The sequence below is a fragment of the Mesorhizobium vachelliae genome, from assembly GCF_033977325.1.
In the GTDB taxonomy this organism is placed as follows: Bacteria; Pseudomonadota; Alphaproteobacteria; order Rhizobiales; family Rhizobiaceae; genus Mesorhizobium; species Mesorhizobium vachelliae.
The window spans coordinates 234,300-259,698 of the sequence record NZ_JAVIIR010000003.1 but is presented as its reverse complement, the minus strand read 5'-3'; the positions used below and the strand labels follow the sequence as shown (position 1 = coordinate 259,698).

Here is a 25,399-nt window from a genome sequence, read left to right as displayed (position 1 = left end):
CGACTCAACCCTTCGTCCGGATCTCCCTTGATCGACATCGTCGCCATTTCGGGCAGCCTGCGCGCCGCCTCGACCAACTCGGCCCTGCTTGCCGCCCTGGCCGCCAACGCGCCTGCCGATTGCCGTGTCCAGCTCTATGACGGCCTTGGCCGCTTGCCGATCTTCAACCCCGACGACGAGGGCGAGCGCACGCCACCCGAAGCTGCTCGGCTGATCGAGATGATCACTCGCGGACGGCGTCATCGTCTCCTGCCCGGAATATGCGCATGGCGTGCCGGGCGGCATGAAGAACGCGCTGGACTGGCTGGTGTCGCGCGACGCCGCCGTTGGCAAGCCGGCGATGCTCGTGCATGCCTCGCCGCGCTCGCTCTATGCGCGGGCGGCGTTGGCCGAGATCATGCCGACGATGTCGTTCGCGATGTACGAGGAGAGGGTGCTGGAGATCGCACTGCTGGGCAAGAAGCCGGCGGAGATGGAAGCGATCCTGGCGGAGGGTGTGAACCGGCAGGCGATGCGTGAGGCTGTGCGGGGTTTCGCAGGATTTATACGCGGGCAATAAGCGGCCCTTCCCTTCTCCCCTTGTGGGGTGAGAAGCGGTCCGCGTTAGCGGACGAAAAGCCAATATTGCTTGGCTTTTCGAGCTTCGAACGCCCCGAGCCTGCGAAGGGCCGGGTGGTGGCCGATCCAACCCCGGCCGGGTCCCCGCTGCTCCGCAGCGTCCCGGCGTTCGCCGGCCTTTCATCGTGCCACCGGCACGATGAATTCGTCTTCGACGAACCGGCTGCTCACCCCACAAGGGGAGAAGGAAAAGACCTACCCCTTTCTCAGCGTCTCGACATCGGTCTTGCCGACATACCAGTCGCGGGCGTTGACCTCCTCGAACACCACCCAGACATCGTTGTTGCTTAGCCCGGTGGCCTCCATGATGGCAGCGGTCACCTTCTTGGCGATGTCAGCCTTCTTGCCGGCCGGATCGGCGGCGATCACTTCCTTGACGATGCGGATGTTGACGAATGGCATGATGCCCTCCCTTGGAATTCTGCCGGTTGGCGTCGAGCGACGGCTTGGCAATCCGTTCCGGCGACGCGGATGGCGGTGGTTGCGGGAACCGCAGCGCGGCGGGCGCTGCGGGGATGCGCAGAAAGGCCAGCAAGGGCCAGAGAAGCGCCTGCAGCAGCTTCAATAGGTCTTGGCTCCGTTCACCATCAGCCGCACCATGTAGAGCGAGGTGGTGCCGGCGATGTAGAGGCAGTTGAGCTTGTTGCCGCCGAACACGCAGTTGGCGGTCACTTCGGGCACCTTGACCTTGCCGATCAGCGTGCCGTCCGGGTCGTAGCAGTGGATGCCGTCGAAGGCGCTGGTCCAGATGCGACCGTCCGAATCGAGCCTGAATCCGTCGAACAGGCCGGCGGTGCAGTCGGCGAACACCTTGCCGCCCGAAACCTTCTTGCCGTGCTTGCCGACATTGAAGACGCGCATATGCGCCGGGTTCTTCTCGCCATGCGTGCGGCCGGTGTCGACGACATAGAGCAGGCTTTCATCTAGCGAGAAGGCGAGCCCGTTCGGCCGCACCATGTCGGTGATGACGGCCTCGACATCGCCCGTCTCCGGATCGATGCGATAGACGTTGCAGGCGCCGATCTCGCTTTCGGCCTTGTCGCCCTCATAGTCGGTGTCGATGCCGTAGCTCGGATCGGTGAACCAGATCGAGCCGTCGGAGCGCACCACCACGTCGTTGGGCGAGTTCAGCCGCTTGCCTTTCCATTTGTCGGCGATGGTGGTGATGGAGCCGTCGAATTCGGTGCGGCTGACGCGGCGGCCGGAATGCTCGCAGGTCACCAGCCGGCCCTGCCGATCGACCGTGTTGCCGTTGGAATTGCCGGACGGCTGGCGGAACACGCTGACGCTGCCGTCGGTCTCGTCATAGCGCAGCATGCGGTTGTTCGGGATGTCCGACCAGACGACGTAGCGGCCGGCGGCGAACCAGGCCGGCCCTTCCGCCCACCGGCATCCGGTGTAAAGCTTTTCCACCTGGGCGCTGCCGTTGAACAGCCGCGCGAAGCGCGGATCGAGAACTTCGTAATAGTCTGCGGCCGCCATCAATTTCCTCCCGGCATTTCACGTGACGGGCGGATCAAGCCAGCCCGCGACCGTTCTGGCAAGACGGTAGGCCAGGATTTGTATGACAAAACGAATGAGAACTGCGTGAAGCGGGCAGCGCCGGACACATGGCGCGTTAGCCCGCGATTAACCGGCTATGCGCTGGTTGCAATGGTGCATTGCAACATCTTTCTTTTGCAATGCACCATTCCTATGTCATCCTCGCAATCGTCAGGGAGGAACACTGGCCGCGTGAGTGCGGCAGAAAAGGAACCCTGTCATGTTTGACAATCTTGTCTCCCGCGCCCGCGCCAGCATGGCCAAGCGCCGCCACTACAACCGCCTCGTCGCCGAAATCGAGAACCTGTCCAGCCGCGATCTCGCCGATCTGCGCGCCGACCGTTCCGAGATGCTCTACCAGGTCCACAAGCAGATCTACGGCTGAGTCATTCCGGGTCGGGAGGAATTCCCCCTCACCCGGATTGCCAACCGAATTGCGAAGAGCAATTCGGGCCAATCCGACCTCTCCCCAGGGGGAGAGGAGCAGGTATGCGCTGGCGCCAATCTCTTCTCCCCTCGGGGAGAAGGTGGCCGCGAAGCGGCCGGATGAGGGGGCGTCAGCCCGGCGCCGCCAGGGCCTTCTCGACCTGCGGCAGCAGCAGCGCCCTCACCGAGTCGGGCGTCAGCGGCCCGACATGCTTGTAGGCGATCTTGCCGTCCTTGCCGATGACGAAGGTCTCCGGCACACCATAAACGCCCCAGTCGATCGCCGCCCGCCCGGCCGGATCGACGCCGATCGCCCGGTACGGGTTGCCGAGATCGCCAAGGAACCGGCGGGCGTTTTCCGGCTGGTCCTTGTAGTTCAGCGCGGCGAGCGTAAAGCGCTTGTCCTGCGACAGGCCGAGCAGCACCGGGTGCTCTTCGCGGCACGGCGCGCACCAGGACGCGAACACGTTGACCAGCGTCACCTTGCCGGCAAAGTCTTTTGACTCGAGCCCTGGCAGGTTCGTGCCTTCGAGCGGCGGCAGATTGGTCTGCGGTGCCGGCAGGCCGATCAGCGCCGAGGGAATCTCCGAAACGTCGCGGCCGGACAGCAACTGCGACAGGAACAGCCCCGCCAGCCCCAGGAACACCAAGAGCGGCAGAAGCACGAACAGGCGGCGGCGCGGCGCCGGAGCTTCGCTTTCCATGCTCATGACTTGGCGGCCTTTGACTTGACGGCCTTGTCGGAACGCCGCCGCACCCCGGCCGCTTCCAGCGCCGCCAGCTCGCGCTTGCGCGCCCGCTGGTCGAGCAGGATCCAGCAGACCAGCCCTACAAGCACGACGGCCGTGATGGCATAGGCGGCGGTGACGAACAGGGCGTGCGCGCTCATAGCAACCGCTCCCCGCTCTTGGCCATGTCAACCGTTCCGATCATAGCCTTCCATAACCTCGCACCGGCCGGTTCGCAATTTGTCGCGGTGCCGCAGTGAAAGAACGTTTTCCTCGCCTCAATCCGTCCCATGCCGCAGCGCCAGCGCCGCCGCCAAGGGACCGAGCACCGCAAGAAACAGCGTCAGCGCGGCAAGAATGAGAAAGGGCTGCAGGAACGGCGCCGGATCGGCCACCGCGCCATAGCTTGCCGAGACGCCGAAGATCAGCACCGGAATGGTCAAAGGCAGCACCAGCACCGAGATCAGCAGCCCGCCGCGCGGCAGCGCCACCGCGACCGCCGCGCCCGCGGCGCCGATGAAGGTGATGGCCGGCGTGCCGACGAGAAGCGTCAGCGCGGTGGCGCCGATGCCGAGCGGCGCCATGTTCATGAACAGGCCGAGCAGCGGCGCCGCGACCACCAGCGGCAGCACGCTGCCCGTCCAGTGCGCCAGGCATTTCGTCAACACCGTCAGCGCCAGCATGTGGCGGTCGTTGTTGAGGACCAGCAGATCGAGCGAGCCGTCCTCGCGGTCGGCCTGAAAGAGGCGATCGAGCCCGAGCAGGCAGGCGAGCAGGGCGGCGATCCACAGGATCGCCGGGCCGATGCGCGACAGAAGGTTGAGATCGGGGCCGACGCCGAAGGGAATGGTGACGATGACGGCGAGGAAGAAGATGACGCCGATCAAGGCGCCGCCGCCTGCGCGGATGGAGAGGCGGATGTCGCGGAGGAAGAGGGACCCCATTATGAGGTGCCCCCTTGTAGAAGGGCGTGATCCTTCGCGCCCCCCTCTGGCCTGCCGGACATCTCCCCCACAAGGGGGGAGATTGGCTGTTTCAGCGCCTCGCCGAATCTTGCGACGTTGGTGGTTGGCGAAATCGCCGGCGACAGCTGATCTCCCCCCCCGTGGGGGAGATGGCCGGCAGGCCAGAGGGGGGCGCCGTAGAGCACCGACATCAAAGACTCACCGCCATTTGCAGCTCGCGCGCCCTGTCCAGCCCCAGCGGCAAATGCGTCGCCGCCACCACGATCCCCCCATCCCGCAGATGCCCCCGCATCAACCCCGCGAATCGCTCCTCCGAGGCCTTGTCCAGCCCCGCCGTCGGCTCGTCCAGCAACCAGACCGGCCGGCGGCTGACCAGAAGCTTCGCGATCGAGGCCCGCCGCCTCTGCCCGGTTGACAGATAGCCGAAGGGCAGATGCCCGAGACCGCCGAGCGCCACCATCTCCAGCGCCTCCTCCACGCTCAGTCCCGCCTCGCCCTGGAAAGCGCGCCAGAAGCCCAGATTCTCCTCGACGCTGAGCGCCATCTTCATCGCGTTGAGATGGCCGAGATAATGCGAGGCCGAGGCGACCGTCGGGAAAGCCTCGCCGCCGCCTTCGACGAGCACTTTGCCCCCGGCGGCCGGCAGCAGGCCGGCGACTACCCTCAGCAGCGTCGATTTGCCCGACCCGTTCGGACCGGTGACGATGAGCGCCTCGCCCTTGTCCAGCGCGAAGCCGATATTGGAGAAAACCGTCTCGCCGCCGCGTTCGCCGCCCAGATTTTCGGCGATCAGCCGCATTCTTTGCCCGTCCCGAAAGCACTGTTTCGCGGCCGTCTCCGGCTCACGCAAATTCGTCTGCCGACTGTCTAGAACTATTCCAGGAAATTCTCTATATGCGGTGCATCCGTGCCAGCGGTCGGCGCGGGATCAGAATTAGCGCCGAACCAGCGCACGCGCCGCCTTGAACGGCTCGGGTTGCTTGGGAGCGGACAGCGGAAATGGCCGTACCCGCACCTTTGCGCGTGATTGCATGCCAACGGCGTCCGTTCCCTTTCAGGCTGAACAGACAAGGACGGATCGCCATGACGAAATCCCTCGATAGTTTCAATTGCCGCCGCACCCTGACCGTGGGTGGCGCGGACTATGTTTATTTCGACCTCGTTGAGGCCGAGAAGAACGGCCTCACCGGTATCGCCAAGCTGCCCTATTCGATGAAGGTGCTGCTGGAGAACCTGCTGCGCAACGAGGATGGCCGTTCGGTCACCAAGGAATCGATCCAGGCGGTTGCCGCCTGGCTGTCCGACAAGGGCACCGCAGGCGTCGAGATCGCCTATCGTCCGGCCCGCGTGCTGATGCAGGATTTTACCGGCGTTCCGGCGGTGGTCGACCTTGCCGCCATGCGCGACGGCATCAAGGCGCTCGGCGGCGACCCGGAAAAGATCAACCCGCTAGTGCCCGTCGACCTCGTCATCGACCACTCCGTCATCGTCGACGAGTTCGGCACGCCGCTGGCCTTCGCCCGCAATGTCGAGCTGGAATATGAGCGCAACGAGGAGCGCTACAAGTTCCTGAAATGGGGCCAGCAGGCCTTCCGCAACTTCCGCGTCGTGCCGCCCGGCACCGGCATCTGCCACCAGGTCAATCTCGAATATCTCGGCCAGGTCGTGTGGACCAACAGCGAGGATGGCGAGACTGTCGCCTATCCGGACACCTGCGTCGGCACCGATTCGCACACCACCATGATCAACGGGCTGGGCGTGCTCGGCTGGGGCGTCGGTGGCATCGAGGCTGAGGCCGCGATGCTGGGCCAGCCTGTCTCCATGCTTTTGCCCGAGGTCATCGGCTTCCGCCTCACCGGCAAGCTCAAGGAAGGCGTCACCGCCACCGACCTGGTGCTCACCGTCACCCAGATGCTGCGCAAGAAGGGCGTCGTCGGCAAGTTCGTCGAGTTCTTCGGCCCCGGCCTCTCCAACATGACTCTGGCCGACCGCGCCACCATCGGCAACATGGCGCCGGAATATGGCGCCACCTGCGGCTTCTTCCCGGTCGACTCGGAGACCCTCCGCTATCTCACCATGTCCGGCCGCGACGAGAACCGCATCGCGCTGGTCGAAGCCTATTCGAAGGCGCAAGGCCTGTGGCGTGACGCGGGCTCCGCCGACCCGGTCTTCACCGACCTGCTCGAGCTCGACCTCGGCGACGTCGTGCCGTCGATGGCCGGTCCGAAGCGCCCCGAGGGCCGCGTCGCCCTGCAGGACATCCCCGCCGGCTTCGCCAAGGCGATGGAGACCGAATACAAGAAGGCCGCCGAGATCTCGAAGCGCTACGCCGTCGAAGGCACCGGCTACGATCTCGGCCATGGCGACGTCGTCATCGCCGCCATCACGTCCTGCACCAACACCTCGAACCCGAGCGTGCTGATCGGCGCCGGCCTGCTTGCCCGCAATGCCAACCGCCGCGGCCTGAAGCAGAAGCCGTGGGTGAAAACCTCGCTCGCCCCCGGCAGCCAGGTGGTGGCCGAATATCTCGAAAAGTCCGGCCTGCAGAAGGAGCTCGACCAGATCGGCTTCAACCTGGTCGGCTTCGGCTGCACCACCTGCATCGGCAATTCCGGCCCGCTGCCGGCGCCGATCTCCAAGACGATCAATGACAAGGGCCTGATCGCCGCCGCGGTGCTCTCCGGCAACCGCAACTTCGAAGGCCGCGTCTCGCCGGACGTGCAGGCGAACTACCTCGCCTCGCCGCCGCTGGTGGTGGCGCATGCGCTGGCCGGCACGGTGACCAAGGACCTGACCACCGAGCCGCTCGGCGAGGGCAGCGACGGCAAGCCGGTCTATCTCAAGGATATCTGGCCGACCTCGGCCGAGATCCAGGAGTTCATCGAGAAGAACGTCACCCGCGAGCTGTTCGCCCGCAAATATGCCGACGTCTTCAAGGGCGACGCCTATTGGCAGAAGGTCAAGGCGCCGGAAGGCCAGACCTATGCCTGGGACGATCACTCGACCTATGTGCAGAATCCGCCCTATTTCGCCGGCATGGGTCGCGCCTTCGGCAAGATCGGCGACATCAAGGGCGCGCGCGTGCTTGGCCTCTTCGGCGACAAGATCACCACCGACCACATCTCGCCGGCGGGTTCGATCAAGGCCGCCTCGCCGGCCGGCAAGTACCTCACCGAGCATGGCGTCGGCGTCGCCGACTTCAACCAGTACGGCACCCGGCGCGGCAATCATGAGGTGATGATGCGCGGCACCTTCGCCAACATCCGCATCCGCAACCACATGCTGGGCGAGAACGGCCGCGAGGGCGGCTACACGATCCACTATCCCTCGAAGGAGGAGATGTCGATCTACGACGCGGCGATGGAGTACAAGAAGGAAGGCGTGCCGCTGGTCATCTTCGCCGGCGTCGAATATGGCAACGGCTCCTCGCGCGACTGGGCGGCCAAGGGCACCAACCTGCTCGGCGTGCGCGCGGTCATCGCCCAGTCCTTCGAGCGCATCCACCGCTCCAACCTGGTCGGCATGGGCGTCATCCCCTTCGTCTTCGAGGAGGGGACCTCATGGGCCTCGCTCAACCTGAAGGGCGACGAGCTGGTCGAGATCGACGGGCTGGGTTCGATCAAGCCGCGCCAGAAGATGGTCGCCAAGGTCACCTATGGCGACGGCACGGTGAAGAACGTGCCGATCGTCTGCCGCATCGATACGCTGGATGAGCTCGACTACTTCAAGAACGGCGGCATCCTGCAGTACGTGCTGCGCGACCTGGCCGCGTAGCGGCCAGGCAGTAGGGCTTAGGCAATAGGCAGTAGGGAAACAGGACACTTACTGCTTACTGCCTACTGCCTACTGCCTACGGCCTACTGCCTACGGCCTACCTTCGGCTTCCCGAACTGCGCCGTCGCCGCCAGCAGCACGGCCAGCATCAGCCCGTTGAAGACGTGCCAGAGGAAATGCGTGCCGAGCGGGAAGCTGGGGCAGACCAGCGGGTCGATCATGCGGCAGATGACCGAGACGACGAAGATCGCCGATCCCGTCAGATTGTACCAGCCGGCCCGGTTGCCGGTTGCTGCCACCCATGCCCCGAAAAAGGCGAGCGCCAGGAATGGCGGCAGATAGCTCGTCGTGCCGTTCGTCGCCTGGCGCAGCCAGTCCGGCACCGCGTAAGTGATCAGGCCGGCGACCACATAGAAGGCGACGAAGACGAGGATCGCCTTGCCCCAGTCCATGCCGAGGAAACGCCGCAGGTTGAACAGCGTGTAGGCCAGCGTGAAGCCTGCGATCGGCAGGATGTCGGCCCAGATCGTGCCCTTGCTGGCAAAGGTGTGGAACAGTGTCGAGCCGATGCCGATCGCCACCACCCACCAGGCCAGCACTTCGGCGAAGGTGCCGGTCTTGTATCGTCGCACCTGCTGGACACCCCACAGTCCCGCTGCAATGAAAGCCAGGTTGGTCAAAGCATTAGCCGGCTCCGCCCAAAGTCCAGGCCCCGTCCGTTCGCAATAGAGATCGACAGGGGTCAGGAGAGTTTGCCACATGGTGAGGATGCTGCTCCCGAATCGAACCGCGCCGTGAAATGCAACCGCCCTCCTATTGCGCCCTGACCTGCGGCTGCAACAGCAAAAATTTCACCGCAACGTGACTTCCCGTTGACTGGCGCTTCTGCCACATATTTTGGCAATCAGAATAAGGCCGGCGTCACCGGTGGGAATTGGAACAGTCATGGCATTTCGAGGACGATTGCGGCTTGCGGCAGCGGCGCTGGCCCTTACGGCGTTGGGCGGCGTGGCCCTGGCAGCCGAGCCCGAGAAGGCCGCGACCGGCAAGCTCCAGACCGATAAGCCTTTGGGCGTGGTCGAACTATTCACCAGCCAGGGCTGCAGTTCTTGTCCGCCGGCCGATGAGTTCTTCGCCGAGCTCGCCAGCAAGGACGACATCATCGCGCTCGCCTACCACGTCAATTATTGGGACTATCTCGGCTGGCAGGACACGCTGAGCACCAAGGAGAACACCGAGCGCCAGTATGACTATATGCGTGCCTTCGGCAGCCGCTCGGTCTACACGCCGCAAGCCGTCATCAACGGCCGCAGCCACGTCAACGGCGCCAGCCGCAAGGACGTCGACGGCGCCTTGGCGCGCATGGACAGGACCGGCGAGGGCATGCGTGTCGCCATCAAGGTGAGCCGCACCAGCGACCGCGTCGTGATCGACGCAGGCGATGCCGGCGACGGCCCGAGCGACGCCCATGTGGTGATCGTCTATTTCGAGCCGCCGCAGATTGTGAAGATCGGCCAGGGCGAGAACAGCGGCCGCAGCCTGACCTACTGGAACGCCGTTTCCGACATCCAGACCGCCGGCATGTGGCACGGCAAGGCGCAGCGCTACGAATTGCCGATGACCGAGATCGCCAAGAAGGGCGGCTGCGCGGTGCTGCTGCAGTCGGTCGGCAAGGACGGCATGCCCGGCCCGATCCTCGGCGCCGCCTTCATCCACAAGCCGGAACGGCTTTAGCCGCTTCCTTCCCTTCTCCCTTGTCCCGCAAGGGGAGAGGGGGGCGTTCCTCCAAGCAATAAAAAACCGGCGTCAGCTTGCTTCTGACGCCGGTCATTCAGGTTTTGGGATCGTCGCACCTGATTTTTCCAAGGAAAAACCGAGGTTGGTTCGATCCGACGCTGACCCGTGGGCGGGGGGCTTGGGGTTTACGAGCCGGTGCCGGACCGAACCGTCTCAGGCAACGCCGGTAAACTCGTCGGACATTGGGGCATGAGCGCGGATTATTTGTGGCAACAATGTGGCGGAATATCACCAATTCCAACATGTGTTTCGCAAACGTGACTGGACGTTTGGGAAACCGCGCGACCCTGCGCATGCTTAGCCGCCCCTTGCAATTCGGCCGTGAAAGCGCGAACCTTGGCCGGCGCATGATTCAATCGAAGGATCGAGGCATGACCGATCACAGCAGCGGGATGGAGGATGGGGAAGCATCCGGAATATTGATCCCGTTGCACGAGGCGCGCAACGCACGCCTCGACCAGCCGGTGCGATTCGACCGGCGCGAGCTCGACCAGATCCTGAGGCTTTACGGACGCATGGTGGCGGCCAATGAATGGCGCGACTACGCCATCGACCATCTTACTGATCGCGCTGTCTTTTCCGTCTTCCGCCGGGCCAGCGAAGTGCCGCTGTTCCAGATCGTCAAGGACCCGAAGCTGGCGCGCCGGCAGGGCGCTTTCGCCGTGATCGCCGCCGGCGGCCGCATCCTCAAGCGCGGCCAGGAACTCGGCCGCGTGCTTGGGGTCTTCGATGCGAAGCTGAAGGTGGTTGAGGCCTGAAGAGGAACTGGGGAATTGAAGAAAAGAGGCGCTAAGCGCCTGATATAAAATCTCTTTTCTTCAGTTCTTCAATTCATCAGTTCTTCAATTCCCATTCTACTACCTCCCTCCGAGCCTGAACCTCCGCTCCGGCAGCGAATCCGGATCCGGCGGCAGCGCCGCGCCGCCATTCAGCGGCAGCTGCATGAACACCGTGTCCAGCCAGCGCCCGTGCTTGTAGCCGGATCCTTCCAGGCGACCGGAATGGTGGAAGCCGAGCTTCTCGTGCAGCCGCACCGAAGCGCTGTCGGCATGGCCGTCGCCGATGACCGCGATGATCTGGCGGAAGCCCGCCTTGCGCGCCATCTCGATCAGCGCCCGCATCAGCAGCGAGCCCACGCCCTGGCCCTTCGCCTCCGGCGCGACATAGACCGAATCCTCGATGACGAATCGGTAGGCGGCCCGCGGCCGGAACGGCCCGGCATAGGCATAGCCGAGCACGACGCCGCCCTTCTCCGCCACGAGATAGGGAAAGCCGCCGGCCGTTAAGCTGTCGAATCGGTTGCCCATTTCGGCGCGGCTGGGCGGTTCCAGCTCGTAGCTCGCCGTGCCGTGCGCGACCGCATCGGCATAGATTTCCGTGATTCGGTCGAGGTCGGCCGCAGTGGCGGTTCTGATTGCGATGTTGCTCATAATTTGTGCAGCTCTTTTTCCTGCCTCGATAGAAGCAAAGGGTCGCGCAAAAAGAAAGGGCGGCCGTTGGGCCGCCCTTCGCAAAGTCTATGGTCCACTGAGACCGGGCAGCACCTTTAGCGGCGGTCGCCCATGAACTGCAGCAGGAACATGAACAGGTTGATGAAGTCGAGATAGAGGCGCAGCGCGCCCATGATCGCCTTGCGGCCGGCGACGTCGGCGACATCACCCTCGAAATACATCTCCTTGATCTTCTGCGTGTCATAGGCGGTGAGGCCCGCGAAGACCAGCACGCCGATCGCCGAGATGGCGAAGGCGAGCGCCGACGACTGCAGGAAGATGTTGATCAGCATCGCGATCAGCAGGCCGATCACGCCCATGATCAGGAACGAGCCGAACGCCGACAGGTCGCGCCTGGTCGTGTAGCCGTAGAGCGACAGACCGCCGAAGGCCGCGGCCGTGGCGAAGAAGGTCTGGGTGATGCTGGTGCCGGTGTAGACGAGGAAGATCGTCGACAGCGACAGGCCGACAAGGCCGGCATAGACCCAGAACGTTGTCTGCGCCGCCGCCACGCTCATCGACTGGATGCGGAACGACAGGAACATCACGGCGGCGAGCGGCGCCAGGATGACGACCCAGCGGAACGCGCTTGCATAGATCAGCTGGCCGAAGGCGGTCAGCTGGCCGTCGCCCGTGACGGCGAGATGGAACGCGCCCCAGGCGGCAAGGCCGGTAATGAGCAGGCCAAGCCCCATGAGGTTGTAGACTTTGATCATATAGGCGCGCAGGCCCTGATCGATATCGACGCGCGCGCCGGGGGCGGCGGACGTCTGGTAGTTGCGAATGGGATCAGCCATTGGAAATCCTCTGTTGCTTCTGCCCCGTCCGGTGACAGGTCCTTTTCAGACCAGGCGCCGCTGGCGGAGCTCCAGCATGCCTGACGCAAAATATGAGCGTTCTCGACGTCAAGAACAAGACGGTAACGCGCGGTAACGCTTTGTGAGAAGGCAAAAGGCCGGTTTTCGGCCCTTCCAGCCGCCATTCTTACGAAGATTTAACCGGGCGGGCGGCTGCCGGCCCCTCGGTCAAAGGTTGCGCAGCACCGGCGCCGCCTTGTGGCCGAGCACCCGCCAGGTGCCGGCAAGGCCGATGCCGACGGTGACCGCCAGCGAAACCAGGATCGTCGCCACCGCGACCTCCGGCATGAAATGCGACGGCAGCGTCATGATATGCGCGACCACGAACCACGCGGCGATGCCGCCGGCGGCCAGCGCGAACAGCGCGGTCGCAAGCCCGATCAGCACATATTCCAGCGAGAAGGCGGTGATCAGCGTTTGCCTTGTCGCGCCGAGCGTCTTCAGCACGACCGCGTCGTGGATGCGCGCCCGGTTGCCGGCGGCCAGGGCGCCGGAGAGCACCAGCACCGAGGCGATCAGCGCAACGCCCGCGGCGGCGCGGATCGCCGTGCCCAATTGCGCCACCAGCCGGTTGACGATGTCGAGCGCGTCTTTCACCCGCACCGTCGTCACCGCCGGAAAGGCCCGGGTGACGGCGTTGAGCAGCCTCGCGTCATCGGCCGTGGTAGCGCTCTTGTCGGTCAATGTCGCCAGCCAGCCATGCGGCGCTCCGGCAAAGGTGTTGGGCGAGAAATCCATGACGAAGTTGATGCCCATCGTCTCCCATTGCACCTGGCGAAAATTGGCGATCTTCGCGGTCACGTTGCGGCCGAGCACGTTCACGGTCACCGTGTCGCCGAGCTTCAGCCCGATCGCCTTGCCTTCCTCATCCGAGAACGACACCAGCGGATCGCCGGAATAATCCTGCGGCCACCACGCGCCTTCGGTCAGCGTCGCGTTTTCCGGCTGCCTGGCGTCATAGGTCAGGCCGCGGTCGCCGCGCAGCACCCAGGCGCCGTCGGCCGGGATCTTGACCTTGTCGACGTCGACGCCGTTCAGCGCCATGATGCGCCCACGCAGCATCGGCACCTTGACCAGCGTTCCCCGCGGCGACTCCTTGCCGACGAGGCTCGCGAAGGCATCGACGTCGCTGCTCTGGATGTCGACGAAGAAGAAATTCGGCGCCCGCTCCGGCAGGCTACCGGAGATCTGCCGCCTGAGATTCCCGTCGATCAGCGCCAGCGTCACCAGCAGCGTCAACCCGAGCCCGAGCGACAGCACCACGGAGGGCGTCAGCGCGCCCGGACGATGGATGTTGCCGAGCGCCAGCCGCAGCGACACAAAACGCACGCGGGGGCTCCTTTTCGCCGCCCATTGCACCAACATCGCCACCAGCCGCAGCACCAGGAAGGCAAAGACCGTGGCGCCGACGAAGATCGAGGCGAGGCGGTGGTCGTTGGCCGAAAGGATTGCCAGCGCCGCGAGCGCAACGACAATCGCCAGCGCCGCGCCGGCATAGGGCAGACGCGGCAGGCCGCGGCTCTCGAAACCCATTTCGCGGAACAGCGCGGTTGCCGGCACGTCGCGGGCGCGGCCGAGCGGCAGGAGCGCGAAGGCCAGCGTCACCAGCAGGCCGAAGAGCGCGGCCATGGCGAGCGCGCCTGGATAGAAGCCGCCTTGCGCCGGCACCGGGATGACCGATTGCAGGAGCGCGCTGGCGACAAAGGGCATCGCGGCGCCTAGGATGAGCCCGAGCACGATGCCGAGCCCCGCTATCAAGAGGATCTGCACCAGATAGACGGTGAAGACGAAGCCGCCGGAGGCGCCGAGGCTCTTGAATGTGGCGATGACGCCGCGCTTGCCGTCGAGATAGGCGCGCACGGCATTCGCGACGCCGCCGCCGCCGACCACCAGCGCCGTCAGCCCAACGAGGGTCAGGAACTGCGAGAAGCGCTCGATGTTGGCGGAGAGCGCGGGGGCCGCGTTGCTGCGCGTGCGGATCGACCAGCCGGCCTGTGGGAAATCCTTCGCGGCTTGAGCCTGGATATCCTTGATGCGTGCCTCGGACGTGCCGTCAGGCAGCCGCACCTTATAGGCGTTCTCGACCAGGCTGCCCGGCTGCACCAGGCCGGACGCGGCAAGGCCTTGGCTGGAGATCATCAGCCGCGGCGCGAAGCCGAAACCGTCCGACACCGCATCCGGCTCGCTGATCAGCCTGGCGCGCAGTTCGAACGTCGCGCTGCCGAGCTTAAGCCTGTCGCCGATGTGAAGTTTGAGCCGGTCGAACAGAAGGTCGGGCGCGGCGGCGCCGAGCACGCCGGACCTTTCGCCGAACAATTGCTCCTTCGGCAGCGCCGGATCGGTTTCCAGCGCGCCGTAGAGCGGATAGGCGTCGTCCACGGCCTTGGCCTCGACCAGCGCCTGGTCGGACCCGTCCGCCAGCCGCGCCATCGAACGCATGCCGGAGTTGAGCGAAACCGTGCCGAGGCTCCGGATGAAGCCGAACTCGGCATCGGATGCGCTGCGCTGGTTGATCTGGAAGCGCAAGTCGCCGCCAAGCAGCGTCTGGCCTTGGTCGGCGACGCCGGCCGAGATCGCCTGCGCCACCGAATTGACGCCGCCGATCGCCGCGACGCCGAGCGCGATGCAGGCAAGGAAGATCATGAAGCCGGACAGGCCGCCGCGCATCTCGCGCAGGGAGAAGCGGATGGCGAGCTTCAATGTGCGAAGCCAGGCCCCGTCGTCCGACCGAAGAAGAGATTGGTGCCGGCGCTGACTGCCTCTTCTCCCCTCGGGGAGAAGGTGGCCCGAAGGGCCGGATGAGGGGGTCTCCGCCATGCGATTATGCCGTCGCCTTAAGCACGGGCGCGTCCTCGATCCGCCCCGAGCGCATCGAGACCTGGCGCGCGCAACGCGCGGCCAGCGCCGGATCATGCGTGACCAGAACCAGTGTCATGCCGCGTTCCGCCGCCTTGGCGAAGAGAAGGTCGGCGATCTGCTTTCCCGTCGCCTGGTCGAGATTGCCGGTCGGCTCGTCGGCGATGAGGATGCGCGGCGACGGCGCCAGCGCCCGCGCGATCGCCACGCGCTGCTGCTCGCCGCCGGAAAGCTCGCCCGGATAATGCGTCACGCGGTCGCTCAAGCCGACCGCCGCCAGTTCCCGCGCGGCCACCCCGAACGGATCGGCATGGCCGGCAAGCTCGAGCGGCACCGCGACATTCTCCAGCGCCGTCATGTTGGGGATGAGATGGAAGGACTGGAACACGATGCCGATGTTTCGCCCCCGAAACGAAGCGATCTGATCCTCGCTTTTGCCGTTGATCAGCTCGCCGGCGATCCGGACCGTGCCCGAATCGACACTTTCCAGGCCGGCAAGAACCATCAGCAAAGTCGACTTGCCGGAGCCCGAGGGGCCGACAATGCCGGTGGCTTGCCCGGCCGCCACGTCGAGGCTCACGCCCTTCAGCACATGGACGGAGGATGCGCCCTCGCCGAGCGTCAGCGATACATCCCTCAGCGCGATCGCGGCTTCTGTCACAATGAAAGTGCCCTATATGTGGAAAAAGGAGACGGCCCATGTCTCCTTCCTTGGGTTGTTTCGGTCATATGGGGCTCGCCGCATGGCATTCAAACACCGTTTTGCCGCAGCCCTCATCCTTTTCCTCGCCCTTTGCGGCGCCATTTCGCCGGCACGCGCCGCCACCTTCACCATCGTCGGCTTCGGCGACAGCCTGATGGCGGGCTATAGCCTGGGACCGGGCCAGGGTTTTACCGACAGGCTGCAGGCGGCCTTGAAAGCGAAAGGCCTCGATGTCGCCGTCGCCAATGCCGGCGTGTCGGGCGACACGTCGAGCGGCGGGCTGGCGCGACTCGACTGGTCGGTGCCGGACGGGACAAGGCTGGTGATCCTCGAGCTCGGCGCCAACGACATGCTGCGCGGCCTTTCGCCCGAGATCGCCGAGAAGAACCTCGACGCCATGCTCGGCAAGCTGAAGCAGCGCAACATTCCGGTGCTTCTGGCCGGCATGCGCGCCGCGCCCAATCTCGGCGCCGACTACCAGAAGGCTTTCGACGCCATCTATCCGCGGCTTGCCGAAAAATACGGCGTCCCGCTCTACCCGTTCTTTCTCGACGGCGTCGCCGGCCACCCCGACCTCCAGCTGGAAGACGGCCTGCATCCCAATCCCAAGGGGGTCGATGTCATGGTGGAGCGCATCCTTCCCGTGGTCGAAAAGGCGATCGCCGACAATGGTGGACCGTCGTGAGGGGGCGGACCGTCATGAGGGGCGGCCCGCCGTGAGTCCGGAATGCCACGCTTTCCGCTGGGGAAACAATGTGGACAATAAACTGCTTGCCCCGCGCCGATATCGATGATTCGCTAGGACCGAGAGTTTCGATTCGAGGACAGGAGGCTTCACATGCCACGTCTTTTCACCGCCCTCGAAATTCCGCGTGACGCCGCTCTCTCCTTGTCCCTGCTCCGGGGCGGGCTGCCCGGGGCGCGTTGGATCGATGTCGAAAACTACCACCTGACGCTGCGTTTCATCGGCGATGTCGAGGGCCATGTCGCCGACGAGATCGCCAACGCCCTCGACAAGGTGGACCGTCCCTCCTTCCAGTTGACGCTCTCCGGCGTCGGTGCCTTCGGCGGCAAGAAGCCGCATGCGGTATGGGCAGGCGTGTCGGCCTCGCCGGACCTGACGGCGCTGCAGGGCGAGATCGACCGCATCTGCCAGCGGCTCGGCCTGCCGTCCGATCCGCGCAAATTCTCGCCGCATGTGACGCTGGCGCGCCTGCGCAATGCGAGCCCGCTCGATGTCGCGCAATATCTTTCGGCGCGCGGCAATTTCGCGGCATTGCCTTTCCGCGTCGGCCGCTTCGTCCTGATGTCGTCGCGCGATTCGGTCGGCGGCGGCCCCTACATCGTCGAGGAGGCCTGGCCGCTGGTCGGCGAAACGCTGGCATCGAGCCGCTTCGCCAGCGCCTCCGACGCCTCGCGGATCATGCGGTAGACCGAGGCGAAGGCCTCGGCGCCGTCATAATAAGGATCGGGCACGTCCACGGCCTTCCCCGTCGCGAAGTCCAGATAGAGATGGACCCGGTCGCGCGCCGCTGCCGGCGCCAGCGCCTTGAGGTCGCGCACATTCGCCCGGTCCATGCCGAGGATCAGGTCGAAGCGCGAGAAATCCTCCGGCAGCACCTTGCGCGCCCTCTGTCCCGAAATGTCGACGCCGTGCTTTGCGGCCACCGCGATCGAGCGCCGGTCCGGCTCTTGGCCGGTGTGCCAGCCGCCGATCCCGGCCGAATCGATCAGGAAGTCCTTGCCTTGCCCGGCGAGCACCACGCGAAACACGCCCTCGGCCAGCGGCGAACGGCAGATATTGCCGAGGCAGACGAACAGTACGGAATTTATGGGCTTTGCGCTCATCGATCCGGCGCTATGGTTGGAGTACCTCCGGATAGCACAGGAAACCGACATGACCAGAGAGAAACTCAGCAAGGACGCGATCGCCGCCGCTTTGGCCGAGCTCGGCGGCTGGTCGCTCGCCGCCGACGGCGCTTCCATCAAACGCAGCTTCGTCTTCAAGAACTTCTCCGAGGCCTTCGCCTTCATGACCCGCGTGGCGCTGGCGGCCGAGAAGATGGACCATCACCCGGATTGGTCGAATGTCTACAAGACCGTCGACGTGACGCTGAACACCCATGACGCCGGCGGCGTGACGGCGCTGGACATCGAGTTGGCGAAGAAGATGAACCGGTATTACGGCTGAGGGCGAGCAGCCTCGCTTTTGGCGGCGGTAAGGGCGGTCGTTGAGTTCGTCATTCCAGGGCGAAGCAAGGAGCGAAGCGACGCGCGCAGACCCTACAATGACGATGGAGGGACGGCTGCCGCTACTCTCCGAGGCCGACGCTCGCCTTCGTGACAATGCTCCGCATTGCTTGGCCCACGACCAGCCGTGCCTCTTTTGCTAGATGCAAGCGGACCAACCCAAAGCGAGGGCACCCCATGCGCAAGCTCATCTCCACCGGCTCCCCCTTCGAGAAGACCGCAGGTTATTCTCGCGCGGTGGTGCAGGGCGACTGGTGCTTCGTCTCGGGCACGACCGGCTACGACTATGCCACCATGACCATGCCCGACACGGTCGAGGCGCAGACGCGCAATTGCCTCGCCACCATCGCCAAGGCGCTGGCCGATGGCGGCTTCGACATGGCCGATGTGGTGCGGGCGCATTACTACATCACCGACCAGGCTTATGTTGACGTGGTCTTCCCGATCCTCGGCGAGGCATTCGGCGATATCCGCCCGGCGGCGACGATGATCGTGTCCCAGCTCAACAAGCCGGAGATGAAGATCGAGATCGAGGTGACGGCGCTGAGGCGCACGGCATAGGGATCGGAGCGATGACGGTCCGGCGCATCGTAACCAATATCGCCACAAAGGATGTCGCGGGGGCGAAGCGCTTCTATCATGACGTGCTCGGCCTCGATCTGCTCATGGATATGGGCTGGATCGCCACCTACGGGTCCGAGGACCGGATGCAGGTGCAGGTGAGCTTCATGACCGAGGGCGGGTCGGGCACGCCCGTGCCGGACCTGTCCATCGAGGTCGACGATGTGGACGCAGTGCTCGACGCCATGAAGGTCGCCGACTTCGCCGTCGAATACGGCCCGGCCGACGAGCCCTGGGGCGTGCGGCGCTTCTATGTGCGCGACCCGTTTGGCAGGCTGGTGAATATTCTGACGCATCGGTAGGCGTGCTGTTCCAGCCCGGGTTTCCTCGCCCCCTTGCGCCGCAATCGCTTGGCGTTTAGCAAGGCGCCGGTTCAATTTCTCTCCCGGGACGGTTCTCCATGGCTTCGAAAAATCTCTTCCTGCTCGCCGGCGACGGCATCGGCCCCGAGGCCATGGCCGAGGTGAAGAAGCTGATCAAGGCCATGAACGACAAGCTCGGCAGCGGCTTTGTCACCGACGAGGGGTTGGTCGGCGGCTGCGCCTATGATGCGCATGGCGCGGCGATCTCCGACGCCGACATGGCGAAGGCGATGGCGGCGGATGCCGTGCTGTTCGGCGCCGTCGGCGGGCCGAAATGGGATGCCGTGCCCTACGAGGTGCGCCCCGAGGCCGGACTCTTGCGCCTACGCAAGGACATGGAGCTGTTCGCCAATCTCAGGCCGGCGATCTGCTATCCGGCTCTCGCCGCCTCTTCCTCGCTCAAGCAGGAGGTGGTCGAAGGCCTCGACATATTGATCGTGCGCGAGCTCACCGGCGGCGTCTATTTCGGCGAGCCGAAGCAGATCATCGATCTCGGCAACGGCCAAAAGCGCGGCATCGACACCCAGGTCTACGACACGTTCGAGATCGAGCGTATCTCGGGTGTCGCCTTCGAGCTCGCGCGGACCCGTCGCAACCATGTGACATCCATGGAAAAGCGCAATGTCATGAAGTCGGGCGTGCTGTGGAACGAGGTGGTCAGCCAGACGCACAAGGCGCGCTATTCCGACGTCAAGCTCGACCACATGCTGGCCGATGCCGGCGGCATGCAGCTGGTGCGCTGGCCAAAACAGTTCGACGTCATCGTCACCGACAATCTGTTCGGCGACATGCTCTCCGATGTGGCCGCGATGCTGACCGGCTCGCTCGGCATGCTGCCGTCGGCCTCGCTCGGCGCACCGGATGCCAAGACCAAGAAGCGCAAGGCGCTCTACGAGCCGGTGCATGGCTCGGCGCCCGACATCGCCAGCAAGGGCATCGCCAACCCGATCGCCATGATCGCCTCCTTCGCCATGTGCCAGCGCTATTCCTTCGGCATGGTGGCCGAGGCCGACAAGCTCGAGGCGGCCATCGCCGCCGTGCTCGACGACGGCCTGCGCACCAAGGACATTTTCTCGGCCGGTATGAAGGAAGTCGGCACCACCGAGATGGGCGACGCCATCATCGCGAAATTCCTGGGGTGATCCGATGGCCGTCGACGTTCGCTGGGCGACGGTCGACGATGCCGAAGCGCTCGCCATCGTGCTTTGCGAGATGGCGAAGCATTACCGGCAGGCGCCGCTCGATCACGATCAGGCGGCGGCCACGGCGCGGCAGTGGCTCGAGGAGGAAAGCCCGGCCTATCCGCATTTCGCCTTGGCCTTCGCCGGTGGCGCCGTCGCCGGCCTGGCGTCGGTGGCGATCGCGCATCCGGGCGTCGATCTCGAACGATTGATGTTCCTGAAGGATTTGTTCGTACGCGACAGCGCGCGCGGCAACGGCGTTGGCCGCGCGCTGATCTGCTTCCTCGCCGGCCAGTGCCTCGCCAAGGGCATCGGCCGTATCGACTTCACGACCGAAGACTGGAACGAGGGCGCGCTGCGCTTCTACGACCGGCTCGGCGCCGAGCGCCATGGCCAGAAGGTCTTCCTGCGGCTGCCGAAAGCGGCGCTTGGGAAGATCGCCAGATCGTGACCTGCCGCGCCGTTTAGCTCTTTCGCTTCTTGGCTTTCTTGGGCTTCGGCGCGCCGGTGGTTTCGAACTTCGGCTTGCCGGGTTTCTTCGCCCAGGGCTTCTGCTCGAACGCGCCCGCCGGTCGCTGGTCGCCTTGTGACGGCGCACGCTTTTCGAATTTGTTTTGCGGCGCGCCGTGGATGCCCTTGCCGCGATGCGGCTTCTTCTCAGGCTTCGGCGGCTGGTGGCCGGCGCGCGACAGGTCCGGCGTGCCGTCGATGCGCCTGACCGCGATGCTGCCCTGCAGCTTGCGGTCGGGGCCGGTCGCGGCGACGAAGCGATCGGCCCAGTCGGCGGCGATCTGCACGAAAGTCTCTTCCGGCTGCATCTTGATGGCGCCGATCTCGCGCTTGGACATGCCGGCGGTGCGGCACAGCATCGGGATCAGCCAGCGCGGCTCGGCATTCTGCCGGCGGCCGACCGAGAGCGAGAACCAGACGCTGTCGCCGAAATCGTCGCGGCGGCTGGGGGCTTCCTCCCTGCGGGCGAACTTTTCCTTTGACAGCGCAAACGGCGCGACGTCGATCAGGTCCTCGGGCGCAGAACGGCTGCCGCGGCAGAGTCGCACGAAGGCGGCGGCCACCAGCTCGGCGCCATGCCGCTCGAGAAGTGCCGCGGCGAAGTCGCGCTCCTCGTCCTTCACCGGCTCGCCGAAGGACGGATCGGCCAGGATGCGTTCGTCGTCGCGCCTCAGCACCTCGTCGGCGGAAGGCGGGCTCGCCCAGGTCGCGGCCAGGCCGGCATTGGCGAGCAGCCGCTCGGTGCGCCGTCGGGCATTGCCCGGCACGATCAGCGCGCTGACACCCTTGCGCCCGGCGCGGCCGGTGCGGCCGCTGCGATGCAGCAGCGTCTCCGGATTGGTCGGCAGGTCGGCATGGATGACCAGTTCGAGATTGGGCAGGTCGATGCCGCGCGCTGCGACATCCGTGGCAATGCAGACCCTGGCGCGGCCGTCGCGCATCGCCTGCAGGGCGTGGCTGCGCTCGTTCTGGCTCAGCTCGCCGGAGAGCGCCACAACAGAGAAATTGCGGTTGTTGAAGCGCGCAGTGAGATGGTTGACGGCGGCGCGGGTGTTGCAGAACACCATCGCATTGGCCGCCTCGTAATAGCGCAACACGTTGATGATGGCGTTCTCGCGATCGGCCGGCGCGACCGAAAGCGCCCGATACTCGATGTCGAGATGCTGCTTCTCCTCGCCGCCGGCCGTAATGCGCACGGCGTCGCGCTGATAACCCTGCGCCAGCGTGGCGATGGAGCGCGGCACGGTAGCCGAAAACATCAGCGTGCGGCGCTCGGCCGGTGCTGCGTCGAGGATGAATTCGAGGTCCTCGCGAAAACCGAGGTCGAGCATCTCGTCGGCCTCGTCCAGCACCACCGCCTTCAGCGCCGACATGTCGAGCGCGCCGCGCGTGATGTGGTCGCGCAACCGGCCGGGCGTGCCGACGACGATGTGTGCGCCGCGCTCCAGCGCGCGCCGCTCGGTGCGCATATCCATGCCGCCGACGCAGGAGGCGATCCCAGCGCCCGTCAGCTCATAGAGCCATTCCAGCTCGCGCCGCACCTGCAGCGCCAGCTCGCGCGTCGGCGCCACGACCAGCCCGAGAGGCGCGCCGGCAGCGGCGAAACGCTGAGCGCCGCCGAGAAGCGTCGGCGCCACGGCAAGGCCGAAGGCGACGGTCTTGCCGGAGCCGGTCTGCGCCGAAACCAGCGCGTCGGCCTCGCCGAGCTCGGGCCCCAGCACTGCCTTCTGCACCGGCGTCAGCGTGGCATAACCGCGCTTTTCCAGCGCCTGCGCCAGCGCAGGAACGATCGTTTCGAAACTGGACATTTTCTTCTTTCGGAATTCGGGGTTCTGGGCTCGTGGTCGAGCACGGGCCGGCATTGTGTCGGCCAGACAATTTGGGCCGTTCGTACTTCTTGCGACCGCCATTGTACAGAGCAGGCGGCACCGCCTCTCTCTTCTCCCCTTGTGGGAGAAGGGAAAGCGGCGCCGATTGACTCTTTTACCAAACCGCGTAAAAGCCCGCGTCGAACGGGATCATCCTCGATGCGCGGCCTTTTGATGGCTCTTCTTGCATTCGATGCCCCCAGCCACGATGGACAACATCGGGCCGGGCGCTTCGGCGCGTCCGTCCGTTCCAGCAAAACTACGGCCAAAACCACCACCAAAACGGTGTGATTCCCTTGGCCTAACCACCCTCTCCCGGGTCCGGCCCGGGGGACGAAACCCGCACTAGGCCAGCGGGTTTTCTCCAACAACCAAGCGGAGAGGGACAGGAGATATCAGATGAGTTTCAAGGTTGCGGTAGTCGGCGCCACGGGCAATGTGGGCCGCGAAATGCTCAACATTCTGGACGAGCGCGGCTTCCCGGTGAGCGAGGTCGTGGCGCTGGCGTCGCGGCGCAGCCAGGGCACCGAAGTGTCCTTCGGCGACCGCACGCTGAAGGTCAAGGCGCTCGACACCTACGACTTTTCCGACACCGACCTCTGCGTCATGTCGGCTGGCGGCAACGTCTCCAAGGAATGGTCGCCCAAGATCGGCAAGCAAGGCTGCGTCGTCATCGATAATTCGTCCGCCTTCCGCTACGACCCGGATGTGCCGCTGATCGTGCCGGAAGTGAATCCGGACGCGATCTCGCTGTTCTCGCGCAAGAACATCATCGCCAACCCGAACTGCTCGACCGCGCAGCTGGTCGTCGCGCTGAAGCCGCTGCATGACGCCGCCACCATCAAGCGTGTCGTCGTCGCCACCTACCAGTCGGTCTCCGGTGCCGGCAAGGAAGGCATGGACGAGCTGTTCACGCAGACCCGCGCGGTGTTCGTCGCCGACCAGGTCGACGTCAAGAAGTTCACCAAGCGCATCGCCTTCAACGTCATCCCGCATATCGACGTCTTCCTCGACGACGGCTTCACCAAGGAAGAGTGGAAGATGGTGGCCGAGACCAAGAAGATGCTCGATCCCAAGATCAAGCTGACGGCGACCTGCGTGCGCGTGCCGGTGTTCATCGGCCATTCGGAAGCCGTCAACATCGAGTTCGAGAAGCCGATCACCGCGGACGAGGCGCGCGAGATCCTGCGCGAGGCGCCCGGATGCCAGGTGCTCGATAAGCGCGAAAACGGCGGCTACATCACGCCGCTCGAATCGGCCGGCGAGGACGCCACCTTCATCTCGCGCATCCGCGAGGATTCGACGGTCGACAACGGCCTGTCGATGTGGGTCGTTTCCGACAATCTGCGCAAGGGCGCGGCGCTGAATGCCGTGCAGATCGCCGAGCTCCTGGTCGAGCGCGGCCTCATCCAGCCGAAGAAGAAAGCGGCCTGACGGCTGTTTGTTTCCGCTCGCGGGCTGTTCCGCCGCTGCCGCGGCGGGCCCTCCGCGGGGGCGCCGGAAAGCCGGCGGCCCGCGGTCGCGGGCTCGGCCTTCGAGCCGTTTGTTTTTCGCTCACGGGCCGCACCGCCGCTATCGCGGCTGGCCCTCCGCGGGGGGCGCCGGAAAGCCGGCGGCCCGCGGTCGCGGGCTCGGCCTTCGGCCGGGCGCGACTTCCCCTTCTCCCCTTGTGGGAGAAGGTGGATCGGCGCGCAAGCGCCGAGACGGATGAGGGGTGTTCCAGCGGAGTGAGGCGTCGGCGTTTACCTGCATGACTAGCACTCAGCCAATGGACACCACCCTGCGCCCGGCCATCGCGCCGGACGCCGCCGCCATCGCGGCCATGATGCGCGCGTCGCTCAATGCCTTTCCGTGGATGCCGGTGCTGCATACGCCGGAGGAGGATTTGTTCTTCATCCGCGACATCGTCCTGCCCAACCAGCAGGTGACGGTTGCCGAAACCAACGGCTGCATCGTTGGCTTCATCGCCGTCAACGGCGAATGGGTCGAGCAGCTCTATCTCGATCCGGGCTGGACCGGTCAGCGCATCGGCAGCCGGCTGCTTGCCGAGGCGACCGCCGGGATGCCGGTGGTCAAACTCCATTGCTTCAAGGCCAATACCGGCGCGCGCCGCTTCTACGAACGCCATGGTTTTCGCGCCGAAGCCTTCGGCGACGGCTCGGCCAATGAAGAAGGCCTGCCGGATATCCTCTTTGTGCTCAGGCGCTGAGTTCAGCCGCCGCTGTCCGCCGCAAGCTTCCGCAAGATGGCCAGCGCTTCCTCCGACCGCTCCGCCGGCACGAACAGATGGTCGTGATAGAAGGCCGAGACCGGATTGACGCCCATGCCGGCTCCTGCCAGCCGCGTCGTGATGGCGGCGAGGAAGCCGACGGCTTCGAGCGAGGAGTGGATGTCGAGCGTGATCATCCGGCAGCGGAACGTGCCGGCGAGGTCGGCCGCTTTCGCCTGGCTTTCGGCCAGGATCAGCGTCGTGCCCTCACACTCCATGAAGCGCATGACCGGCTCCGGGCCCTCCGGCAAGGGTGCGCCGGCCGGCAAGGTCGCGAACACATAGACTTCCGGGTGAAGCCGCGGCGTCATCGATGCCAGCAGCTTTTGCAGGTCCGTCTCGCCGCTCATGGTTTCTTTCCCCGGGATGCGCGTGGCGAAGTTCTTCTGTTCTGACGCAACTCCGGACGGGTGGCTACGGTGAAGTCGCCGGACCTAACCGCCTTTCCTGGAATTACTCCGGGCGAGGTTCTCCGCAGTCCCGCCCGAAACGTCAACAGCCTGGCCTGCAGCCGCGCGGACGACATGGCGATGTCGCTGGCGGCTGAGCCGCAAGTTCGTTATCGCCGTAAAGATATAACGA

Annotated in this window: 28 protein-coding genes and 1 pseudogene; 15 read left to right on the top strand and 14 right to left on the bottom strand. The window is 65.3% G+C overall.

Going from position 1 to position 25,399, the window contains the following annotated elements:
- Positions 1-27 precede the first annotated feature (27 nt).
- A pseudogene (locus RFM41_RS08135) lies at positions 28-168 on the top strand (NAD(P)H-dependent oxidoreductase); the annotation flags it as partial.
- Between the two features lie 115 nt (positions 169-283).
- Positions 284-559, top strand: a complete 276-nt coding sequence (locus RFM41_RS08130) for a hypothetical protein (RefSeq protein ID WP_320247663.1) — start codon at positions 284-286, stop codon at positions 557-559.
- Between the two features lie 254 nt (positions 560-813).
- Here the strand turns inward: RFM41_RS08130 and RFM41_RS08125 are convergent, their stop codons facing one another.
- The gene (locus tag RFM41_RS08125) at positions 814-1,020 is read right to left on the bottom strand and encodes a tautomerase family protein (RefSeq protein WP_320247664.1); all 207 of its coding nucleotides are present in this window, start codon (positions 1,018-1,020) and stop codon (positions 814-816) included.
- Between the two features lie 159 nt (positions 1,021-1,179).
- On the bottom strand, positions 1,180-2,100 hold the full coding sequence (locus RFM41_RS08120) for an SMP-30/gluconolactonase/LRE family protein (RefSeq protein WP_320247665.1): 921 nt from the start codon (positions 2,098-2,100) through the stop codon (positions 1,180-1,182).
- Between the two features lie 280 nt (positions 2,101-2,380).
- Here RFM41_RS08120 and RFM41_RS08115 point away from each other — a divergent pair, with 280 nt between their 5' ends.
- Positions 2,381-2,545 carry a hypothetical protein gene (locus tag RFM41_RS08115; RefSeq protein ID WP_181177681.1) on the top strand — a complete coding sequence of 55 codons (165 nt, stop codon included), beginning with the start codon at positions 2,381-2,383 and terminating at the stop codon, positions 2,543-2,545.
- A 172-nt stretch (positions 2,546-2,717) separates the two neighbouring features.
- On the opposite strand, the gene RFM41_RS08110 is transcribed toward RFM41_RS08115, so the two are convergent.
- From RFM41_RS08110 to ccmA, 4 genes are all read right to left on the bottom strand, one after another.
- On the bottom strand, positions 2,718-3,296 hold the full coding sequence (locus tag RFM41_RS08110) for a DsbE family thiol:disulfide interchange protein (RefSeq protein ID WP_320247667.1): 579 nt from the start codon (positions 3,294-3,296) through the stop codon (positions 2,718-2,720).
- Positions 3,293-3,475, bottom strand: coding sequence for a heme exporter protein CcmD (gene ccmD, locus RFM41_RS08105; RefSeq protein WP_320247669.1), 183 nt, complete (start codon positions 3,473-3,475; stop codon positions 3,293-3,295). The genes RFM41_RS08110 and ccmD overlap by 4 nt, the downstream gene beginning before the upstream one ends.
- 117 nt (positions 3,476-3,592) lie before the next feature.
- On the bottom strand, positions 3,593-4,258 hold the full coding sequence (gene ccmB / locus RFM41_RS08100; protein ID WP_320247671.1) for a heme exporter protein CcmB: 666 nt from the start codon (positions 4,256-4,258) through the stop codon (positions 3,593-3,595).
- Positions 4,259-4,469: 211 nt separating this feature from the next.
- Complete coding sequence (gene ccmA / locus RFM41_RS08095; RefSeq protein ID WP_320247672.1) at positions 4,470-5,078, bottom strand: heme ABC exporter ATP-binding protein CcmA; 609 nt, start codon at positions 5,076-5,078, stop codon at positions 4,470-4,472.
- A gap of 284 nt (positions 5,079-5,362) precedes the next feature.
- On the opposite strand from ccmA, the gene acnA reads away from it, so the two are divergent.
- Entirely contained in the window at positions 5,363-8,053 is a 2,691-nt protein-coding gene (gene acnA / locus RFM41_RS08090; protein ID WP_320247673.1) for an aconitate hydratase AcnA, read from the top strand.
- A gap of 83 nt (positions 8,054-8,136) precedes the next feature.
- Here the strand turns inward: acnA and RFM41_RS08085 are convergent, their stop codons facing one another.
- Positions 8,137-8,814, bottom strand: coding sequence for a ceramidase domain-containing protein (locus RFM41_RS08085; protein WP_320247675.1), 678 nt, complete (start codon positions 8,812-8,814; stop codon positions 8,137-8,139).
- Positions 8,815-8,998: 184 nt separating this feature from the next.
- Here RFM41_RS08085 and RFM41_RS08080 point away from each other — a divergent pair, with 184 nt between their 5' ends.
- Both RFM41_RS08080 and RFM41_RS08075 read left to right on the top strand, forming a co-directional pair.
- Entirely contained in the window at positions 8,999-9,787 is a 789-nt protein-coding gene (locus RFM41_RS08080; RefSeq protein WP_320247676.1) for a DUF1223 domain-containing protein, read from the top strand.
- A 434-nt stretch (positions 9,788-10,221) separates the two neighbouring features.
- Positions 10,222-10,608, top strand: a complete 387-nt coding sequence (locus RFM41_RS08075) for a DUF2794 domain-containing protein (RefSeq protein ID WP_320247677.1) — start codon at positions 10,222-10,224, stop codon at positions 10,606-10,608.
- A 99-nt stretch (positions 10,609-10,707) separates the two neighbouring features.
- Here RFM41_RS08075 and RFM41_RS08070 read toward each other — a convergent pair whose 3' ends face one another.
- From RFM41_RS08070 to RFM41_RS08055, 4 genes are all read right to left on the bottom strand, one after another.
- The gene (locus RFM41_RS08070) at positions 10,708-11,280 is read right to left on the bottom strand and encodes a GNAT family N-acetyltransferase (RefSeq protein WP_320247679.1); all 573 of its coding nucleotides are present in this window, start codon (positions 11,278-11,280) and stop codon (positions 10,708-10,710) included.
- A 116-nt stretch (positions 11,281-11,396) separates the two neighbouring features.
- Entirely contained in the window at positions 11,397-12,137 is a 741-nt protein-coding gene (locus RFM41_RS08065) for a Bax inhibitor-1/YccA family protein (protein ID WP_320247680.1), read from the bottom strand.
- 228 nt (positions 12,138-12,365) lie between these two features.
- Complete coding sequence (locus tag RFM41_RS08060) at positions 12,366-14,864, bottom strand: ABC transporter permease (RefSeq protein WP_320248082.1); 2,499 nt, start codon at positions 14,862-14,864, stop codon at positions 12,366-12,368.
- Positions 14,865-15,018: 154 nt separating this feature from the next.
- Entirely contained in the window at positions 15,019-15,714 is a 696-nt protein-coding gene (locus RFM41_RS08055) for an ABC transporter ATP-binding protein (protein ID WP_320247681.1), read from the bottom strand.
- A gap of 82 nt (positions 15,715-15,796) precedes the next feature.
- Here RFM41_RS08055 and RFM41_RS08050 point away from each other — a divergent pair, with 82 nt between their 5' ends.
- Both RFM41_RS08050 and thpR read left to right on the top strand, forming a co-directional pair.
- Positions 15,797-16,441: an arylesterase gene (locus tag RFM41_RS08050; protein WP_320247682.1), complete on the top strand. Its 645-nt coding sequence runs from the start codon at positions 15,797-15,799 to the stop codon at positions 16,439-16,441.
- 153 nt (positions 16,442-16,594) lie between these two features.
- A complete protein-coding gene (gene thpR / locus RFM41_RS08045; RefSeq protein WP_320247684.1) occupies positions 16,595-17,188 on the top strand; it encodes an RNA 2',3'-cyclic phosphodiesterase in 594 nt (197 codons plus the stop codon).
- Here the strand turns inward: thpR and RFM41_RS08040 are convergent.
- Positions 17,095-17,604 (bottom strand): low molecular weight protein-tyrosine-phosphatase, encoded by a 510-nt coding sequence (locus RFM41_RS08040; protein ID WP_320247685.1) that lies wholly within the window; start codon positions 17,602-17,604, stop codon positions 17,095-17,097. The genes thpR and RFM41_RS08040 overlap by 94 nt on opposite strands.
- A gap of 49 nt (positions 17,605-17,653) precedes the next feature.
- Between RFM41_RS08040 and RFM41_RS08035 the strand changes: the two genes are divergently transcribed.
- The 5 genes from RFM41_RS08035 to RFM41_RS08015 all read left to right on the top strand — a co-directional run bounded on the left by RFM41_RS08035 (position 17,654) and on the right by RFM41_RS08015 (position 20,621).
- Positions 17,654-17,947 (top strand): 4a-hydroxytetrahydrobiopterin dehydratase, encoded by a 294-nt coding sequence (locus RFM41_RS08035; protein WP_320247687.1) that lies wholly within the window; start codon positions 17,654-17,656, stop codon positions 17,945-17,947.
- Positions 17,948-18,183: 236 nt separating this feature from the next.
- Positions 18,184-18,567: a RidA family protein gene (locus tag RFM41_RS08030; protein WP_320247689.1), complete on the top strand. Its 384-nt coding sequence runs from the start codon at positions 18,184-18,186 to the stop codon at positions 18,565-18,567.
- 11 nt (positions 18,568-18,578) lie between these two features.
- The gene (locus RFM41_RS08025) at positions 18,579-18,929 is read left to right on the top strand and encodes a VOC family protein (RefSeq protein ID WP_320247690.1); all 351 of its coding nucleotides are present in this window, start codon (positions 18,579-18,581) and stop codon (positions 18,927-18,929) included.
- A gap of 98 nt (positions 18,930-19,027) precedes the next feature.
- Positions 19,028-20,131, top strand: a complete 1,104-nt coding sequence (leuB, locus tag RFM41_RS08020; RefSeq protein WP_320247692.1) for a 3-isopropylmalate dehydrogenase — start codon at positions 19,028-19,030, stop codon at positions 20,129-20,131.
- Between the two features lie 4 nt (positions 20,132-20,135).
- On the top strand, positions 20,136-20,621 hold the full coding sequence (locus RFM41_RS08015; protein WP_320247694.1) for a GNAT family N-acetyltransferase: 486 nt from the start codon (positions 20,136-20,138) through the stop codon (positions 20,619-20,621).
- A gap of 13 nt (positions 20,622-20,634) precedes the next feature.
- Here the strand turns inward: RFM41_RS08015 and RFM41_RS08010 are convergent, their stop codons facing one another.
- Complete coding sequence (locus RFM41_RS08010; RefSeq protein ID WP_320247695.1) at positions 20,635-22,488, bottom strand: DEAD/DEAH box helicase; 1,854 nt, start codon at positions 22,486-22,488, stop codon at positions 20,635-20,637.
- A gap of 459 nt (positions 22,489-22,947) precedes the next feature.
- Here RFM41_RS08010 and RFM41_RS08005 point away from each other — a divergent pair, with 459 nt between their 5' ends.
- Positions 22,948-23,982, top strand: a complete 1,035-nt coding sequence (locus tag RFM41_RS08005; protein ID WP_320247696.1) for an aspartate-semialdehyde dehydrogenase — start codon at positions 22,948-22,950, stop codon at positions 23,980-23,982.
- A 334-nt stretch (positions 23,983-24,316) separates the two neighbouring features.
- Positions 24,317-24,757 carry a GNAT family N-acetyltransferase gene (locus tag RFM41_RS08000; RefSeq protein WP_320247697.1) on the top strand — a complete coding sequence of 147 codons (441 nt, stop codon included), beginning with the start codon at positions 24,317-24,319 and terminating at the stop codon, positions 24,755-24,757.
- A 2-nt stretch (positions 24,758-24,759) separates the two neighbouring features.
- Here RFM41_RS08000 and RFM41_RS07995 read toward each other — a convergent pair whose 3' ends face one another.
- Entirely contained in the window at positions 24,760-25,167 is a 408-nt protein-coding gene (locus RFM41_RS07995; RefSeq protein ID WP_320247698.1) for an ACT domain-containing protein, read from the bottom strand.
- Positions 25,168-25,399: the final 232 nt, after the last annotated feature.

Bases quoted from the DNA above. Each gene is read 5' to 3' on its own strand.
- RFM41_RS08050 (WP_320247682.1), top strand. From the start codon at position 15,797: ATGGCATTCAAACACCGTTTTGCCGCAGCCCTCATCCTTTTCCTCGCC.
- RFM41_RS08120 (WP_320247665.1), bottom strand. From the start codon at position 2,100: ATGGCGGCCGCAGACTATTACGAAGTTCTCGATCCGCGCTTCGCGCGG.
- thpR (WP_320247684.1), top strand. From the start codon at position 16,595: ATGCCACGTCTTTTCACCGCCCTCGAAATTCCGCGTGACGCCGCTCTC.
- RFM41_RS08015 (WP_320247694.1), top strand. From the start codon at position 20,136: ATGGCCGTCGACGTTCGCTGGGCGACGGTCGACGATGCCGAAGCGCTC.
- RFM41_RS07995 (WP_320247698.1), bottom strand. From the start codon at position 25,167: ATGAGCGGCGAGACGGACCTGCAAAAGCTGCTGGCATCGATGACGCCG.
- RFM41_RS08035 (WP_320247687.1), top strand. From the start codon at position 17,654: ATGACCAGAGAGAAACTCAGCAAGGACGCGATCGCCGCCGCTTTGGCC.
- RFM41_RS08080 (WP_320247676.1), top strand. From the start codon at position 8,999: ATGGCATTTCGAGGACGATTGCGGCTTGCGGCAGCGGCGCTGGCCCTT.
- ccmD (WP_320247669.1), bottom strand. From the start codon at position 3,475: ATGAGCGCGCACGCCCTGTTCGTCACCGCCGCCTATGCCATCACGGCC.
- RFM41_RS08130 (WP_320247663.1), top strand. From the start codon at position 284: ATGAAGAACGCGCTGGACTGGCTGGTGTCGCGCGACGCCGCCGTTGGC.
- RFM41_RS08030 (WP_320247689.1), top strand. From the start codon at position 18,184: ATGCGCAAGCTCATCTCCACCGGCTCCCCCTTCGAGAAGACCGCAGGT.
- RFM41_RS08075 (WP_320247677.1), top strand. From the start codon at position 10,222: ATGACCGATCACAGCAGCGGGATGGAGGATGGGGAAGCATCCGGAATA.
- RFM41_RS08115 (WP_181177681.1), top strand. From the start codon at position 2,381: ATGTTTGACAATCTTGTCTCCCGCGCCCGCGCCAGCATGGCCAAGCGC.
- RFM41_RS08070 (WP_320247679.1), bottom strand. From the start codon at position 11,280: ATGAGCAACATCGCAATCAGAACCGCCACTGCGGCCGACCTCGACCGA.
- RFM41_RS08025 (WP_320247690.1), top strand. From the start codon at position 18,579: ATGACGGTCCGGCGCATCGTAACCAATATCGCCACAAAGGATGTCGCG.
- ccmA (WP_320247672.1), bottom strand. From the start codon at position 5,078: ATGCGGCTGATCGCCGAAAATCTGGGCGGCGAACGCGGCGGCGAGACG.
- RFM41_RS08000 (WP_320247697.1), top strand. From the start codon at position 24,317: ATGGACACCACCCTGCGCCCGGCCATCGCGCCGGACGCCGCCGCCATC.
- acnA (WP_320247673.1), top strand. From the start codon at position 5,363: ATGACGAAATCCCTCGATAGTTTCAATTGCCGCCGCACCCTGACCGTG.
- ccmB (WP_320247671.1), bottom strand. From the start codon at position 4,258: ATGGGGTCCCTCTTCCTCCGCGACATCCGCCTCTCCATCCGCGCAGGC.
- RFM41_RS08060 (WP_320248082.1), bottom strand. From the start codon at position 14,864: ATGCGCGGCGGCCTGTCCGGCTTCATGATCTTCCTTGCCTGCATCGCG.
- RFM41_RS08010 (WP_320247695.1), bottom strand. From the start codon at position 22,488: ATGTCCAGTTTCGAAACGATCGTTCCTGCGCTGGCGCAGGCGCTGGAA.
- leuB (WP_320247692.1), top strand. From the start codon at position 19,028: ATGGCTTCGAAAAATCTCTTCCTGCTCGCCGGCGACGGCATCGGCCCC.
- RFM41_RS08125 (WP_320247664.1), bottom strand. From the start codon at position 1,020: ATGCCATTCGTCAACATCCGCATCGTCAAGGAAGTGATCGCCGCCGAT.
- RFM41_RS08065 (WP_320247680.1), bottom strand. From the start codon at position 12,137: ATGGCTGATCCCATTCGCAACTACCAGACGTCCGCCGCCCCCGGCGCG.
- RFM41_RS08040 (WP_320247685.1), bottom strand. From the start codon at position 17,604: ATGAGCGCAAAGCCCATAAATTCCGTACTGTTCGTCTGCCTCGGCAAT.
- RFM41_RS08110 (WP_320247667.1), bottom strand. From the start codon at position 3,296: ATGAGCATGGAAAGCGAAGCTCCGGCGCCGCGCCGCCGCCTGTTCGTG.
- RFM41_RS08005 (WP_320247696.1), top strand. From the start codon at position 22,948: ATGAGTTTCAAGGTTGCGGTAGTCGGCGCCACGGGCAATGTGGGCCGC.
- RFM41_RS08085 (WP_320247675.1), bottom strand. From the start codon at position 8,814: ATGTGGCAAACTCTCCTGACCCCTGTCGATCTCTATTGCGAACGGACG.